The organism is Candidatus Fermentibacter sp. (assembly GCA_030373045.1).
GTDB lineage: Bacteria > Fermentibacterota > Fermentibacteria > Fermentibacterales > Fermentibacteraceae > Fermentibacter.
Genome location: JAUCPW010000048.1, coordinates 1 through 13,995 on the forward strand (window position 1 = coordinate 1; position 13,995 = coordinate 13,995).

The 13,995-nt window shown below is 65.7% G+C and carries 15 protein-coding genes; 3 read left to right on the forward strand and 12 right to left on the reverse strand.

Annotated elements, in window-relative coordinates; all coding sequences use genetic code 11:
• Positions 1-186 precede the first annotated feature (186 nt).
• Positions 187-654: a PTS sugar transporter subunit IIA gene (locus QUS11_08400; protein MDM7993319.1), complete on the reverse strand. Its 468-nt coding sequence runs from the start codon at positions 652-654 to the stop codon at positions 187-189.
• 235 nt (positions 655-889) lie between these two features.
• On the opposite strand from QUS11_08400, the gene QUS11_08405 reads away from it, so the two are divergent.
• Positions 890-1,531 carry a hypothetical protein gene (locus QUS11_08405; GenBank protein MDM7993320.1) on the forward strand — a complete coding sequence of 214 codons (642 nt, stop codon included), beginning with the start codon at positions 890-892 and terminating at the stop codon, positions 1,529-1,531.
• Between the two features lie 4 nt (positions 1,532-1,535).
• Here the strand turns inward: QUS11_08405 and QUS11_08410 are convergent, their stop codons facing one another.
• A complete protein-coding gene (locus QUS11_08410) occupies positions 1,536-2,693 on the reverse strand; it encodes an aldo/keto reductase (GenBank protein ID MDM7993321.1) in 1,158 nt (385 codons plus the stop codon).
• Between the two features lie 145 nt (positions 2,694-2,838).
• Here QUS11_08410 and QUS11_08415 point away from each other — a divergent pair, with 145 nt between their 5' ends.
• Complete coding sequence (locus QUS11_08415) at positions 2,839-3,177, forward strand: hypothetical protein (protein ID MDM7993322.1); 339 nt, start codon at positions 2,839-2,841, stop codon at positions 3,175-3,177.
• 41 nt (positions 3,178-3,218) lie between these two features.
• On the opposite strand, the gene QUS11_08420 is transcribed toward QUS11_08415, so the two are convergent.
• On the reverse strand, positions 3,219-3,581 hold the full coding sequence (locus QUS11_08420) for a hypothetical protein (protein MDM7993323.1): 363 nt from the start codon (positions 3,579-3,581) through the stop codon (positions 3,219-3,221).
• A 4-nt stretch (positions 3,582-3,585) separates the two neighbouring features.
• Entirely contained in the window at positions 3,586-4,308 is a 723-nt protein-coding gene (locus QUS11_08425) for an RluA family pseudouridine synthase (GenBank protein MDM7993324.1), read from the reverse strand.
• Positions 4,309-4,367: 59 nt separating this feature from the next.
• On the opposite strand from QUS11_08425, the gene QUS11_08430 reads away from it, so the two are divergent.
• Complete coding sequence (locus QUS11_08430) at positions 4,368-6,851, forward strand: lectin like domain-containing protein (protein ID MDM7993325.1); 2,484 nt, start codon at positions 4,368-4,370, stop codon at positions 6,849-6,851.
• Here the strand turns inward: QUS11_08430 and QUS11_08435 are convergent.
• The 8 genes from QUS11_08435 to QUS11_08470 all read right to left on the reverse strand — a co-directional run.
• Positions 6,848-7,636: an SH3 domain-containing protein gene (locus tag QUS11_08435; protein ID MDM7993326.1), complete on the reverse strand. Its 789-nt coding sequence runs from the start codon at positions 7,634-7,636 to the stop codon at positions 6,848-6,850. The two genes, QUS11_08430 and QUS11_08435, sit on opposite strands and share 4 nt — an antisense overlap.
• Positions 7,633-8,763, reverse strand: a complete 1,131-nt coding sequence (locus QUS11_08440; protein MDM7993327.1) for a radical SAM protein — start codon at positions 8,761-8,763, stop codon at positions 7,633-7,635. The genes QUS11_08435 and QUS11_08440 overlap by 4 nt, the downstream gene beginning before the upstream one ends.
• Positions 8,760-9,365 carry a hypothetical protein gene (locus QUS11_08445; GenBank protein ID MDM7993328.1) on the reverse strand — a complete coding sequence of 202 codons (606 nt, stop codon included), beginning with the start codon at positions 9,363-9,365 and terminating at the stop codon, positions 8,760-8,762. The genes QUS11_08440 and QUS11_08445 overlap by 4 nt, the downstream gene beginning before the upstream one ends.
• Positions 9,362-10,033: a hypothetical protein gene (locus QUS11_08450; GenBank protein MDM7993329.1), complete on the reverse strand. Its 672-nt coding sequence runs from the start codon at positions 10,031-10,033 to the stop codon at positions 9,362-9,364. Before QUS11_08450 ends, QUS11_08445 begins: the two co-directional genes overlap by 4 nt.
• Positions 10,034-10,611: 578 nt before the next feature.
• Positions 10,612-11,103 (reverse strand): hypothetical protein, encoded by a 492-nt coding sequence (locus QUS11_08455; GenBank protein ID MDM7993330.1) that lies wholly within the window; start codon positions 11,101-11,103, stop codon positions 10,612-10,614.
• A gap of 155 nt (positions 11,104-11,258) precedes the next feature.
• A complete protein-coding gene (locus QUS11_08460; protein MDM7993331.1) occupies positions 11,259-11,894 on the reverse strand; it encodes a hypothetical protein in 636 nt (211 codons plus the stop codon).
• A 15-nt stretch (positions 11,895-11,909) separates the two neighbouring features.
• Complete coding sequence (locus QUS11_08465) at positions 11,910-12,755, reverse strand: methyltransferase domain-containing protein (GenBank protein ID MDM7993332.1); 846 nt, start codon at positions 12,753-12,755, stop codon at positions 11,910-11,912.
• Positions 12,756-13,210: 455 nt separating this feature from the next.
• On the reverse strand, positions 13,211-13,995 hold a 785-nt coding region (locus tag QUS11_08470), incomplete at its 5' end, for a FlgD immunoglobulin-like domain containing protein (GenBank protein ID MDM7993333.1).

Sequence of the window (13,995 nt, forward strand, 5' to 3'; positions counted from 1 at the left end):
CTACGTGGCCAGGATAGCCATGGGCGCGAACTACGCCCAGGCCGTCAGGGCATTCGTCGAGGCCGAGTCCTACGAGGGGCCCAGCATCATCATCGCCTACTCCCACTGCATCAACCACGGGATCGACCGTGGATGGTGTCATGGGGGGCTGCCGCCCCGGCGGCTCGCGGCCCGGTGCGGAACGAATCAGGCCAGGAGGCCCGAACGCTCGTGCATCAGTGTCTCCCACAGCTCCTTCGAGGTTCTGGCGGAGAGCACCCTCTCTCGTGCGGACTCGTCCTTGAAGAGCCTCGCGAGGGATGACAGGAGCTCGATGTACTCCCTCTGCCGCTGCGTCCCGGTGATGATCATCGCCACGATCCGCACGGGCGATCCGTCTATCGACTCGTAGTCGGGGATCCCCTCGGGCCTTATCCCGAAGGCTATGCATGAGGTGGAGAGCCCCGAGATGCGGGCGTGGGGCACGGCTATCCCGAGGCCGATGCCCGTGCTCATGAGGGATTCCCGCTCGAGGATCAGCCTCTCGAGCTCGCCGGGGTCGGCGACGACTCCGGTGGCGGCGAGGAGATCGGTCAGCTCCTTCAGGGCTCCGGACTTCGTTCCGGATCCGAGGATCCTGATCCGCTCGGGGGACATCACGTCGAAGAGGTTCATAAAAGCCTTCCGGTCTTTCCAATATGGACTTTCAGTCCGTTCCGAACCGGCAATATGTCGAAACGCGCACACGAAGGTCGAGGACGAAGCGGCACGGGCCGGCCGTGCGGCGCGGGAACCCCTGCGCCAGCGCGGGCGTTGGATGATCGGGGCGGTGGAGGGACACCGGAAGGACCCCGCAGTGTTCACAATCCGACCTTTCCTCCCACCCGGAGCGGCTGTCCTCGCGGCGGTGATGCTCCTGGCTCCGATCCACTCAGATGCAGGCGCGGCGGCCGGCCCGGTGGCGCTCGGGGCCCTGGCGGGAACCACCGGCGCCGGGGCCGAGGCAGGGATAGGTCTCGGCGAGAGGGCTTCGCTCAGGATCTCCCACACGGTACTCTCCGGTGCGGGATCGGTCACCTGGCACGGCCTGCCCTACGAGGTGGACGCCTCGATGGGCTGGACTTCGGTCCTGCTCGACCTGCATCCCTCGGGAGGCTCCTTCAGGCTCTCGGGAGGCGCCGCATTCAGCTCGGGCGACATGGGCGTGGCCATCGACACGAGCTCTCCCGTCGAGCTCGGGGGAAGGGTCTGGTCACCCGGGGAGGTTGGAGTGGTCAGAGGCACGGTTTCGATGGACCCCGTGGCTCCCTATCTCGGTATCGGCTTCGACGGGGCGGGATGGCCCGGCGGAGGGCTAGGCCTGTCCACCGACTTCGGTATCGTGGTGCAGTCGTACTCCGTGGAGCTCCGGCACGAGGGAGGGTCGCTGCCCACGGGCATGGAGCAGGAGCTGGCGGATGCCCTCGAGGGCGAGGAGGACTCCGTAGAGAACGACCTCAACGGCGTCGGCGTGTATCCCGTCATCCGGGTGTCCCTGGCGCTGAGGATCTAGCCGGTCAGCTCCCGGAGGCCCCGCCCGTCAGAGCCGCGTGAGCCTCCGCGAGGAGCTTCGTCACGGGCAGGTGCTGCGGGCACCGCGACTCGCACGAGCCGCACGACGTGCACCTGTCCGCGCGGTTCGCGGCCGGCAGCCACATGCCGTAGCTCATGGACGGGCCGGGCGACTCGGGGAACATCGAACGCTCGTCCATCAGGTCCAGAACCCTCGGGATGAACACCCCCGAAGGGCATGGCAGGCAATAGCCGCAGCGCGTGCAGCCCGTCTTCCTCAAGCCCAGGTAGGCCGACTGCATGCGGGTGCAGAGATCGCGCCCGGCCGGTGCGAGGGACCCCGGCGGCGTGGCCGAGGCCGCCGCGACATTCTCCGCGAGCTGGTCGCGGGTGCCCATGCCGCTGAGGACGACCGACACCTCCGGCTGATCCCATATCCATCGGAGGCAGTGCTGGGCGGGCGTGAACTCCGGCTGCCCGGCCCAGCCCTTCTTCACGGCGTCGGGCATGCCCCTCACGAGATCACCGCCGCGAAGCGGCTCCATGACAGCCACGCCCATCCCCTTCGAGGCCGCGTAACGGAGCCCCGCCGTGCCGGCCTGGCTGTTCGCGTCGACGAGGTTGTACTGCATGAGGCAGAAGCCCCAGTCGAAGGAATCGACGATCGCCGGGAAGACGTGGGGGGCATCGTGGAAGGAGAAGCCGGCATGCCCGATCCTGCCGCGCCCGATCTCGGCCTCCAGGAACTCCAGGGCACCCAGTTCCCTGCACTTCGCGAACGACTCCGCGTCCAGGCCGTGTAGCAGGTAGAAGTCGATCCTGCCGGTGCCCAGCCTCCTGAGCTGGATGGAGAGATATCTCTTGAAATCCGACGGCTTCCTCATCTTCCACACCGGGCTCTTGGTGGCCACGAACACGGAGTCGCGCGGGATCTCCGACAGGAACCTGCCGACGATCCGCTCGCTCGTCCCGGCGTGGTAGTTGTAGGCGGTGTCGAAGTAGTTCACACCCGCCTGCCTGGCCTCGTGGAGCAGGGAGACGGCCCCGGCCACATCCACGTTCGCGCCCCAGGTCGGCGCCCTCTTCCTGGACAGGAACCTCATGCATCCGAATCCGAGTGCGGAAACCTGCGCTCCGGTGCGTCCGAATCTCCTGTAGAGCATCGCGATCCTCCCGTGAACCGCCGTCAGCGCCATGAAGTGATGCCGGTAAGATAGGGCATCGATCCCGCCCCGGCCCTTCCGGGCTTCCGCCGGGGAGGCCTCCTCGTTAGTATTCCCGTGGAATTCCCGACAACCGGAGGTCGAGATGGGCAAGGAAGGCATGTCCAGGGGCAAGGGGTCCTCGATCGGCGGTAAGATGGGCGGCGGGGGATTCTTCAAGAAGAACTCCGCCGGGCATACCAAGCCTGCCTACAAGCCGCCCAGGCCTGCCGGCGGCTCAGTCCAGAAGGAGATCGGCAGGGACGGCGGCACGAAGTCCATGGCGGACAGGGACAGGTCCTACCAGGAGCAGCAGCAGGACTACTCCACCCCCGTCGACAGCGGCGACACGACCCGCAGGAGGGGGTGCTTCCTGACGGGCTGCGCCCTGCCCGCTGTCCTCGCGGTCTCCCTGGCGGTGCTGGCGGTATCGCTGGCCTGGTAGGTCACACCGCACCCGGGAGCAGAACACGGCGGGCGGGATGTCTACGACGTCCCGCCCGCCTTCGTTCCGCGTACGAAATGCGGCATGTCTGCGGGAATGGGAAGCGACAGCTCCACGAATCCGGCGAACTCGCCACCGCTGAACCACGGGCTCTGGTATACGAGCTTGCGAACGCCGTTCTTCTCGATCGTATAGGCGTTGAGGCGCTTCGTCTCGAACAGCCGATCGACCTTCACCCTCGCTGCAGGGGGATGGACTTCCCTGACGTCGCGCCCCACGAGCGCCGAGCCGCCTTCGGATGCGAAGGTCTCGGCGGCCCTTCCGTTCATGTAGAGGATCGTCCCTCCAGCATCGGTGACCACCACGGAACCCGGGAACTCACCAGTCCAGTCGGCTCTCTCCATCGCGTCACTCCTCCCCCGGGGCCCCGGTCCGGGCCCTGCCGAGCAAGAACCTGAATGCTTCCGGGAGGGGCGCTTCGAAGACGGCCCCCCCTCCCGACGACTGCACTTCTATCCTGGATGCGTGCAGCATCAGCCTGGGCCAGGCAACACACGAATCCTTCGAATAGACCGTGTCACCGGCCACGGGGTGACCGACCGCGGCCAGATGGGCCCGGATCTGGTGCAGCCTGCCGGTATGCGGACGAGCCTCGGCCAGCGTGAATCCGGTGCCGTGCTCCAGGACCTTCACGACGGTCGTGCAAGGCTTCCCACGGGCTTCGTCCACCCAGACCCTGCCCGACCCGAAGCGCCTGAGGGGCAGCGAGATCGTGCGGTCCTCGAGATGGCCGAGGACGACGGCATGGTACGTCTTGGCGGCTCCCCCGGACTGGAACGCCATGCAGAGCGCCCGATGGACCGGAGCGGTCCTCGCGAAGAGGATCACGCCGCTCGTGGGCCTGTCGAGCCTGTGGACGACGTAGAGCCTGGCGCCGAGGATCTCCTGGAGCATCGAATGGAGGTCGCCGGGAGAGCCCCGGCGGTCGGGGACCGATGCCATGCCCTCCGGCTTGGAGACGGCGACGATGCCGTCCCTGTCGGCGATGATGACGATCCCTCCGGAAGAGGACCGGGCGCTGGCGTCGCCAGGCTCCGTGTTCCCGGGATATGGACAAGGTCCGCTCTCCATCACAGGATTATCTGAACGCGGTCAGGCACGGTCTAGGGTCACGCCACTCCGGAGGAGAAATGGGAACACCCGTATCAGGATTACGCGAGGGGTACATCATCCTTCTACTGGCGGCGGCCCTGCCGTGCGCTGCCCTGCCGGTCGCATTCGACCTCAGGGACGTGGATGGAGAGTGCTTCGTCACCTCGATCAAGAGCCAGGAGGGCGGCACCTGCTGGACGCACGGCACGATGGCGGCCATCGAGGGCAACCTGCTGATGACCGGCGTCTGGGAATCGGCCGGCGAGGAGGGAGAGCCCGACCTGGCGGAATACCACCTCGACTGGTGGAACGGCTTCAACGACAACTGGAACGGAGATGTCGACCCGGTCTCCGGCAGCGGCCTGACCGTGCACTTCGGGGGCGACTACATGGTCGCTTCGGCCTATCTCACGAGGGGCGACGGGGCGGTCAGGGACACGGACGGGCAGTCTTACGATCCCGCGCCCCTCCAGTACTCCCCCGGCTATCACGTCTACTATCCGAGGCACATCGAATGGTACACCGCCGGTGACGACCTCGGGAGGATCGACGAGATCAAGGAAGCCGTCATGCAGTACGGCGTGATGGGCACCTGCATGTGCTATTCCGAGGAGTACATCCAGGATTACATCCACTACCAGCCCCCGTCGAGCGAAGAACCGCCCAACCACGCGATCGCCATCATCGGCTGGAACGACACCCTCCAGACGCAGGCCCCCGAGCCCGGGGCTTGGCTCTGCAAGAACAGCTGGGGCGCGGGATGGGGTCTCGACGGCTGCTTCTGGATCTCCTACCACGACCGCTGGGCCGGGCACGAACCGCAGATGGGCGCAGTGTCCTTCCGCGATGTGGAGCCCATGCGCTATGACTGCGTGCTCTACCACGACCTCCACGGCTGGCGGGACACCATGGCCGGAACAGCCGAGGCCATGAACGCATTCGTCACCGGATCGCCGATGCTGGTCTCCTCGGGCGGCTTCTTCACCGCCTCCGACAGCACTGTCTGGGCGCTCTCGGTCTACTCGGGCTTCGACGGCGGAGAGCCGTACGGTATGCTGGCATCCGACTCGGGGATGTTCGTCCATGCCGGGTACCACACCGTCGACTTCCCGGAGCCGTTCGAGACGGTGGATGGGGACAGCCTCTACGCCGTGCTCGCCCTGGACCGCGGAGGCCAGCCCTACGACAGGACTTCCGACGTACCGGTCCTTCTCGGGGCGAGCTACAGGACGATCGTCGAATCCTCGGCCTCGGAAGGCGAGAGCTTCTACAGGGACGGCTCCGGGAACTGGGCCGACTTCCAGGGATGGGACGGCAACCCGTTCCCCGGGACCGGCAACTTCTGCATCAAGCTCCTGGGCTCGACATCCGGGCTGCATGTGACGCCGGGCGGACCGGTCATCGTCGAGGGACCGTGCGGAGGGCCCTTCGAGCCGGCCCAGTTCGGCCTGGATGTCACGGCCTTCTCTGTGGAGCCCCACGAGTACTCGATCGGGGTCGAGCCGTCGGTCGACTGGCTCTCGGTGACGGGCCCGTCCCTCGGCGTGCTCGAACCCGGAGGAACCGTGCAGGCGGGCTTCGAGATCAACGCCAACGCGGCGCTGCTCGATGGCGGGGCCTACGGCGCGATGATCCTGGTGGACGACTGCACGTCGGGGACCACGGCCCAGATACCCGTGCAACTGCTCGTCGGCGGGGCCGTCACCGTCCATTCCTGGGACATGTCCTCCGATCCCGGCTGGGAGATGGATCCACTGTGGGCCTGGGGAGTCCCGCAGGGCGGCGGAGGGGAGCACGGCCATCCCGACCCGGCCTCCGGGGCCACCGGGAGCTGTGTGCTGGGATACAACCTCGAGGGCGACTACGAGAACCTGCTGCCCTGCCTGAGCGCCACGACGGGGCCGATCGACTGCTCGAACCTGAGCGGGACATCGCTCCGGTTCATGCGCTGGCTCGGCGTGCAGGTGAACGGCTTCGACGAGGCGGCGATCCTCGCGAGCACGGACATGAAGGAGTGGAGCACGGTCTGGAGCAATGCCGAGGTCTACATGGACCAGAGCGATTCGGAATGGGTGGAGGTCGAGTACGACATCTCCGGCCTGGCCGACGGCGAGCAGTGCGTATATCTGAGGTGGGTCATGGGCCCGACCAACGACGGCTGGCGCTTCTGCGGCTGGAACATCGACGACGTCGAGATCAGGGGCATCCCGGCCGCGGGTCCCGGCGGGCTTCTCCCGGCGTCGCTCGCACTCGGGGCCGCGCATCCGAACCCCTCGACCGGAACGGTTTCGGCGACTCTCGGGCTTCCGGCATCCGGGAACGTGTACGTCGGAGTGTACGACCTGGCCGGGCGCCTCGTAACGACGCTCTCGGACGGGTGGCTCCTGCAGGGCGAGCACGAGATGGTCTGGGACGGCCGGCACGCATCGGGCGAGGCTGCCGCCACGGGCGTCTACTTCATCCGCGCCTGCAGGGGCACGGCCGACTCGGTTTCGAAGGTGGTCCTGCTGACGGCGCCCTAGGGTTCCAGTTCGAAGAACCGCCCGTTCCAGCCGTATCTCGTGAAGCTGGTTTCGTCGAGCGACGTGACGAGCGAGTCGCCTTCCTCGATCCATTCCGTATGCCGGGTCGAGACCTCGACCACGTCGTCCTCCCCCAGCTCGGGTGGGAGGACCAGAGCCGAGGAGTGTCTGAAGATGCCCGCTTCCGAGACCGACGCCGCCTCGGGGCCCTGAACCAGCTCGCCCGTCGTCGCGATCATCAGGATGTCGCTGTTGAGGTAGCCGCAGGCCTCGTAGATGAAGCTCAGGACGAAGGCCGTCTCGACGCCCGAAAGCCCTTCGGACGGTACTTCCGACGCATCCACACAGTAGTGGAGCCTGCCCTCCTCCGAGAAACGCCAGATCTCCACGGGGCATGACAGGAGCGAGCCGTCCTCCACGAACAACCTGGCCTCGCCTTCGGGCTGTCCGGTCTCGCCGTATCCTGTGATACCGAGCTGGAGGAGCCCGTCCGAGGTCATCAGGGAGACAAGCGCGAGGTCTTCCGACTCGACCCAGCCCGTGGCCCCGGCGCCTGCAAAGCGGTAGGAGCCGCTGCCGGCCTCGACACGGCACCAGTCCCCGCCCGGTTCGAGTATGCTGACCGGAAGTCCTGCAGGCAGTTCGGCAATCCGGGAGGCTCCGACGGAACTGTCCGCCAGAAGCGGCGATCCTGCCTCGAAGACGGTCGTCTCCGCACCCTCCAGGAAGTGGCCGTAGTGGAACTGCTGGGCCGAGAGCACCGCAGCCATGATGATCGCGTTCATTCCGTCGTGGACTCCATTTCCGTGAGTGCTCCCCGCGCCGCGGCCGGCTGTGCGAAGGTGCATCCGGCTGGCGGCATGACCGGGTCGGGTGCTGCGAGGCTCCCTGTCGTTATGTGTGCGGCCTCCCGGCAGCCGGCGTCGCAGGACGGCCTGTACCGGCAGCCCGAGCACGCCGCCGGGCCGTGCCGCCTGAATGCGAAGGTCTTCCAGTATTCGTCGTCCTTCAGCCTGCGCCACTCCCTCCAGTGCGCGAGCCTCGTCTCGGAATGGTTGCACACCCTGACCCATCCGGAAGGATCGATGGCGAAGAAGTGGATGGCCGCCGAGCAGTGGGTGCCTATCTTGATGTGCGGGTAGCAGGCGGGGTCGGCGACGCAGAACGGGGTCTCGGTACCCAGCGAACCTGGCCGTCCCGCCGCGTCCAGCACCCTGTCGGCGATCGAGAGCATCTCCCTGACCTCCGCAGCCGACAGCTCGAGCCTCTCACGGTGCGAAAGACCCCTTCCCCCGGGCAGGAAGCGGTTGAGCAGCACCTGGCTTGCGCCCGCGATGACCGCCGCGGCCATCGTCCGCTCCAGCTCGTGCAGGTTGAGTTTCGTCACGGTGATGTTGGCCGTCACCGGGATTCCCAGCGCCTTCGCCCCGCGGAAGCCTTCGAGCACCCTGTCCGCTCCGTCGAGCCCGGTATGCGCCTCGTAGGTGTCGAGGCCGGGAAGGCTCAGGCTGAGCCTTACGCCCAGTTCCCGGCATTCCTCCAGAACCCTCCGGTCGATCAGCCTCCCGTTGGAGAGCAGGTACAGCTCAGGCGGGCGATGCTCGATCCTCAGTTCGCCGTCGACCGTCTCGATGTGCTCCGCCGTGCAGGCAGAAGCGTGGCGGAGGATGTCGAACAGGTCATCCCGCAGCAGCGACTCTCCTCCGGTGAATGCGAGGCTGGTCACTCCCGCGTCGCACAGCTCGGAGACCAGTTCCCTCCATTCGGCGGTCACCATCTCCGGGCGCCTGTCGAAGCTTCCGTCACCGCGCTCCCACGGGCACGAGCAGTAGATGCACCGGTGGTTGCACGCGTACGTGGTCTCGAGCACTGCCGTCCTGGGCAGGAAGGACCGGGCCCTCATGCCCTTCATTCGACTTCGATCTCGATCCCGAGGAGGTCGCCCAGCCTCTCGAGGTTGGGGCGCAGAGGGGACTGCGATTCGTTCGAGGTCTCGTAGTAGAGCTGCCCGGTCAGCAGTCCGGCGAGCATCCTGATGTCCTCGACGTCGACCGAGGGGGTGACTGTGGTTCCGTCCTCGTAGGTGACCACGAGGCGGAGCCCGGGTGTGACCGAATCGGGCGAGCAGAAGCTGCAGAAGCCTGTCTCGTCGAGTGCCACGTCGAGAGTGCCGGCTGCCTGGATCTCCGATACGAGCGAGCGGGCGGTATCGATCTGCCAGAGCAGGAACGCGTGGTCCGCGTCCCGGTAGACGGTCTTCTCGCCGCAGACCGGGCAGACGTACTCAGTTATGTCGGGCATGGGCATCGCCGCGTAGCACATCGCACCCATGACATACTCCGGCTCCGGCTCCCTGGCGACGGCCTCGAGGAGGTGCGTCACCTCTCTCACGGACATCGACTTGATGCTCGCTGCCGTCACGGTCCTGCTCCTCTTTGCCAGTCCCCTGGCTCCCGCGGCCCCGGCGGCCGACAGGGCGAGCACCAGCAGCAGTATCAGCAGAAGCGGGTTCACCTGCATCCTCCCCCGGGGCAGGAGGCCCCGCATCCGCCGTCGGAGCAGGGATCTCCGCCCTCCCGGTCCATCCCCAGGATCTCCCTGATCCTGTCGAGGTTCTGCTTCAGCGGGAAAGTCCCGTCGTTCACGCTCACATAGTCGAGCCTTCCCGACATGAAGCCGACGAGCATGCGCAGATCCTCGGCCGTCACAGTCGAGGCGTTCGTCCGGCCGTCATCCCATGTCACACGGAGCACCAGCGCCGGCTCGGTGGTCGAATCGGACCGGCATGCCGAGCAGAGGGAGGACTCGTCGAGCGCCATGTCCAGGGTCGACACCGAATCGAGTTCGGCGAAGAGCGCCCTCGTCTCGAAGAGCCCGGTGATCATGTAGAAGGCGTCGTAGGATCTGTCGTACACCGTCTTCTCGCCGCAGACCGGACAGAGGTACTCGGTCACGGCCGGCATCGCCACGGGCTCGTAGCACATGGCGCCCATCACGAGTTCGGGCTCCTCCATCTTCTCGACCCGCGAGAGCATCCTGTAGATCTCGTCCCTGTCCATCGAGCCGGCCTTTCCGGCCGTTATCCGGCTCTCTCTCCCGGCCTTCCGTGCGGCGGAGGCCCCGGCCAGGCACGCGGTGGAAACGAGCGCCACCAGCAGCGCGGTCAGCAGGAGCGGGTTCACACGCGCCTCCATTCCGAAAGTATCCGTTTCGACAGCCCGATGATTATACAAGCGGCCCCGGGATGTCATTCCCGTGATCCCGCCGGTGCGGGATCACGGCGTCGCCAGCTATCTGCCGGAGGCAGACAGCGGGAGACCATGACTCCGGCCATGACGCAGGTTCTCTGCCGGCTCACGGCGGAGCCGGCAGGAGTCCTGATCCGCTGACGCTAAACCGGACTATCGCATCAAGGCCAGGCGCCTGCACCCAGCCGCCCGTAATCGCTCTCGCAGGTTCGCTTCGCGAACCATGCTGTCGCTTCCTTTTCATTTCCGCTCAGCGGAAATGAAGGCGTCGCCAGCTATCTGCCGGAGGCAGACAGCGGGAGACCATGACTCCAGCCATGACGCAAGTTCTCTGCCGGCTCACGGCGGAGCCGGCAGGAGAGTGTGCTGCGGGTCTTCTCGCTGCCCGCCAGGCTAATAGATCGATTGATGGCATGCAGCTGTCAGGGCCAGCTCATTCCTACGTGAGTGGCCCCGGGATGTCACTCCCGGGGCCGCAGAAGGCGCTAGCTTCGGATGCTTGCCTCTGTCTTCTACAATCCGAATTCCGCCTTTATCTCACCGAAGGTCATGGGGTCGAGGGCCATCGAACCGTCGAACCTGAGCTCCGACATGTTGTTGGAGAGCGTTCCCGTGGGGGACGAGAGGTCCGTCTTGTTCATCAGGCCGCGGGGTGCGCCGGTGTTCCACATGTAGGTGTAGAACATGTTGGCGCCGCCCTGCCATTCGAGCTCGAACACCAGGTTGTCGGTGCCGTTGTACCAGTACGGGGTGTCGAGGGTGATCGTCATCCACTCGTCGGCGCCGGCTGACATGACCTGCTGGGAGGTCTGGTACACGAGGGTCCTCGTCCCGGCGATGTAGTTGTCGGCGAAGGTGTTAGACAGGACGTCAGCAGAGGCCAGGCCCATGTAGAGCTTGAAGTTGTTGTAGGTGCCGGTGGAGGACCCGGCGGACCCGCCCCTCTGCCATGCTACGGTCTCGATGGTCATGGCCCCGGACATCTCCCCGGAAAGCGCTATCACCTGATAGCGGTTGAGGGAGCCTCAAGATGCGCAGAACGGATCCATGGTGGCGATCTCGGGGCTGCCTACGGTGACGGCAGCCGAGCAGATCCCGCACAGGATCCCGGCAATAGCGAGCAGTCTGTACATGGACCGCCTTCCGGTGGGGGTTTGTCTTAATCTACCATCGTGCTAGGTATTTGTCCACGGGCCGGCCCGGACTTCTCTCCGAGCCTGCCCAGAACCTCGATCCGCATCGGCTGTGGGATCTCTGCCTCCTCGAGACATCTCCGGAGGAATCCGAGGTCGCAGCCGTGACGCTGCATGTGCCTGACGAGTGGTTCGGATCGGTCGGGCCGGCTGCGGATGAGTTCGGTGACGAGGCGGAGTTCCAGCGCGACGGTCGGCACAGCGTGGCGGCCGCAGGGCATGAGTGAGAACCGCTCCCACGGGCCGAGGCCGAAGGTCTCCCTGGTGTCGACCGCGGAGTCCACCTCCACGGTGCTGATACCGACTTCGACGCCCTTCACCTCGTAGTTGGCGTAGTACTGCCGCGAACAGGCGAGCCAGGCTGGTGCTTCGAGGCATCTGAACGGTGACAGGGCGGCTACAAAGGCATCGACTCCGCCGCGTGCCCTCGCCAGGATGTCGATATCCGCAGCCGGCAGCGACACCCCGTGCAGAAGGGCCGCTCCCGTGCCCACCAGCCTGTACTCGACCCGGTCGCATGCGGGCATGACATGGTCGAGGAATGCGGTCAGCGCCTCCAGGAACCTCTCATGATCGAGTGTCGGGGCCGGATGATCCCCCATCGCCCGCCTTTCTGCTCATGATGCCTCCGCAATACTCCCCTCTCCGGAACGGTGATCGCGGATCCGTCGGAAGACCCTGTCAACGTACCTCCACTGCCGGTACCTCCTGATGATGCGGGAGAGCAGTACGCTCTCCGCCTTCCTGACAGCCCTCACGAGCATGCTCTTCCGTTTCGGAGACAGGGGGCGGCTGCAGTCGGAGCCTCCCGCCTGCAGGATGACGTGGCAGTAATCGCCCGGGCGCCAGATGTACTCCAGCGAATAGTGGCGGAGCAGGTATCCGGCCGACGCGGCCTCCTCGACGAGTGTGGGCAGCTCGATCGAATTGTCGATCACCTGGAGTTCGCCCGGGTTGTTCTCGCGCAGGTACCGCTGATACTGTGGAGAAGGGTATGTGATGACGAGAAGCGCGGAATCCGAGCTGACCCCGCGAAGCCCGCGGAGGAACCCTGGGCGGTCGGCCTCGGGGATGTGCTCGATCGAATCCACGAGCACCACGACGTCGGCGGGACCGCCGAGCTCCCTGCTCGCAGCGTCCAGTTCGTTCACGGCTTCGTGTGATGCGAAGGAAAGGTTGCCGGCACGGGTCGTCCGCTCTGCATACCAGATGTTCATGGGGCTGATGTCGATTCCCAGCACCTTCCCGGCAGTGACACGGCGGGCCAGGCGTTCGGAAACGATGCCGATCCCGCAGCCTACGTCCAGTACGCGATCGGTATCCCGCAGCAGAGGGAGGATCCGTGAAATGGCAGCCTCGATCCTCGGATTCCCGTCTATCCGGTAGCTCGTCATCCGATACCTGAGGAACTCGTCGTAGTAGGCGCGGACATCGTCATGACCTGGCAGTGCAGGTGTTCCCACTGCAGCCCCTCCCCATGATGGTCTTCCTCTACCGACCGGCTGTCCTGACTCGAGCACCCCTACTCGAGCCGGGACTCGTCATGCCTGAGGTCAGGTTCTGGTCTGTCCCGTCCGACTCCCTTCGCCCGCAGCCGGCGCATACCGGGCGCCTGCATGCAATCGCAAGGATAGCGAAAATGGCATTTGAAACCCAGTATTCTGCACAGGAGTCGTAAGGGTGCTGCAGGCCGGAAGAGCTTCCTGCACGGGCAACGGGCCGGCCGGCGGAAACGGTTCCGCCATGCGGACTGCTCGGTCGTGCTGGACGGAAAGCCCGGTGTAGTCGCTCTCGCTATACAGCTTACCGCATACCCACGCGGATGCAGTCGACGAATTGGCCAAAGGATCTTTCCAACAGATCTCACAATGAGAACGGGCCGCTGAGAACAGCGGCCCGCCCAGTCGATGTTGCGCGCCTACCTCAACAGCACCACCCGCGTTGAAGCATCGAGATCGGCACTGGAGAGCCTCAGGAAGTACACTCCCTGGGCCAGGGCATTCCCGTTCCCGTCGAGGCCGTCCCAGTAGTGTGTCTGGGAGCCTGTGGGCAGGATCCCCAGATCCTGCGTTCTCACTAGACGCCCTGCGGCGTCGTAGATCTCGAATGTCAGAGGGGAAAGCCCGGTACTCTGGAAGGAGAGCTCGATGCCGGCGGTCGTGGGATTGGGGGAGGCAAGGAGCACGCTAGATTCAATTTCCAGAGAGGGTTCGATCCCCGTGTCGGGTTCCCATCGGGCAATGTAATTGGCAGGAGTCCCTCCGGCCTGGGTGAACACCCCTCCCGCATACATGTCCGAGCTGCTCACGGCGATGGCTTCGACATAGCCATTCACCCCGCTTCCCAGTGCCGACCAGCTGCTGCCATCCCATCGGGTAATGTAGTTCGCTAGAACCACCCCCGCCCCCCCTCCGGCCAGGGTGAAGAGCCCTCCCACATACACATCCGATCCGTTCTCTGTGATAGCATGGACAAATCCGCTCAGGCCATCTCCCAGCGGGAACCAGGTGCCATCCAGGTCAAGCTCGCCAGCAAGCGGAACAGGTTCCCAGGGGGAGGATCCCTCTTCCACGAACAACGGCTCTCCGTCAGGACCGTATTCCATGCGGAAACCGGCGGGGTCGTAACTGCCCGAAGCCCCCTCCACGATTGCTCCGTCGGAGGCAAGTACGGTTCCCAGAGAGGGCATCGACTCGGCAAGCG

What these genes read in the sequence shown, in the direction of transcription:
- QUS11_08440 (MDM7993327.1), bottom strand. Translation starts at nt 8,763, where the DNA reads ATGAAGGGCATGAGGGCCCGGTCCTTCCTGCCCAGGACGGCAGTGCTC.
- QUS11_08400 (MDM7993319.1), bottom strand. Translation starts at nt 654, where the DNA reads ATGAACCTCTTCGACGTGATGTCCCCCGAGCGGATCAGGATCCTCGGA.
- QUS11_08410 (MDM7993321.1), bottom strand. Translation starts at nt 2,693, where the DNA reads ATGCTCTACAGGAGATTCGGACGCACCGGAGCGCAGGTTTCCGCACTC.
- QUS11_08460 (MDM7993331.1), bottom strand. Translation starts at nt 11,894, where the DNA reads ATGGGGGATCATCCGGCCCCGACACTCGATCATGAGAGGTTCCTGGAG.
- QUS11_08435 (MDM7993326.1), bottom strand. Translation starts at nt 7,636, where the DNA reads ATGAACGCGATCATCATGGCTGCGGTGCTCTCGGCCCAGCAGTTCCAC.
- QUS11_08405 (MDM7993320.1), top strand. Translation starts at nt 890, where the DNA reads ATGCTCCTGGCTCCGATCCACTCAGATGCAGGCGCGGCGGCCGGCCCG.
- QUS11_08415 (MDM7993322.1), top strand. Translation starts at nt 2,839, where the DNA reads ATGGGCAAGGAAGGCATGTCCAGGGGCAAGGGGTCCTCGATCGGCGGT.
- QUS11_08430 (MDM7993325.1), top strand. Translation starts at nt 4,368, where the DNA reads ATGGGAACACCCGTATCAGGATTACGCGAGGGGTACATCATCCTTCTA.
- QUS11_08425 (MDM7993324.1), bottom strand. Translation starts at nt 4,308, where the DNA reads ATGGAGAGCGGACCTTGTCCATATCCCGGGAACACGGAGCCTGGCGAC.
- QUS11_08420 (MDM7993323.1), bottom strand. Translation starts at nt 3,581, where the DNA reads ATGGAGAGAGCCGACTGGACTGGTGAGTTCCCGGGTTCCGTGGTGGTC.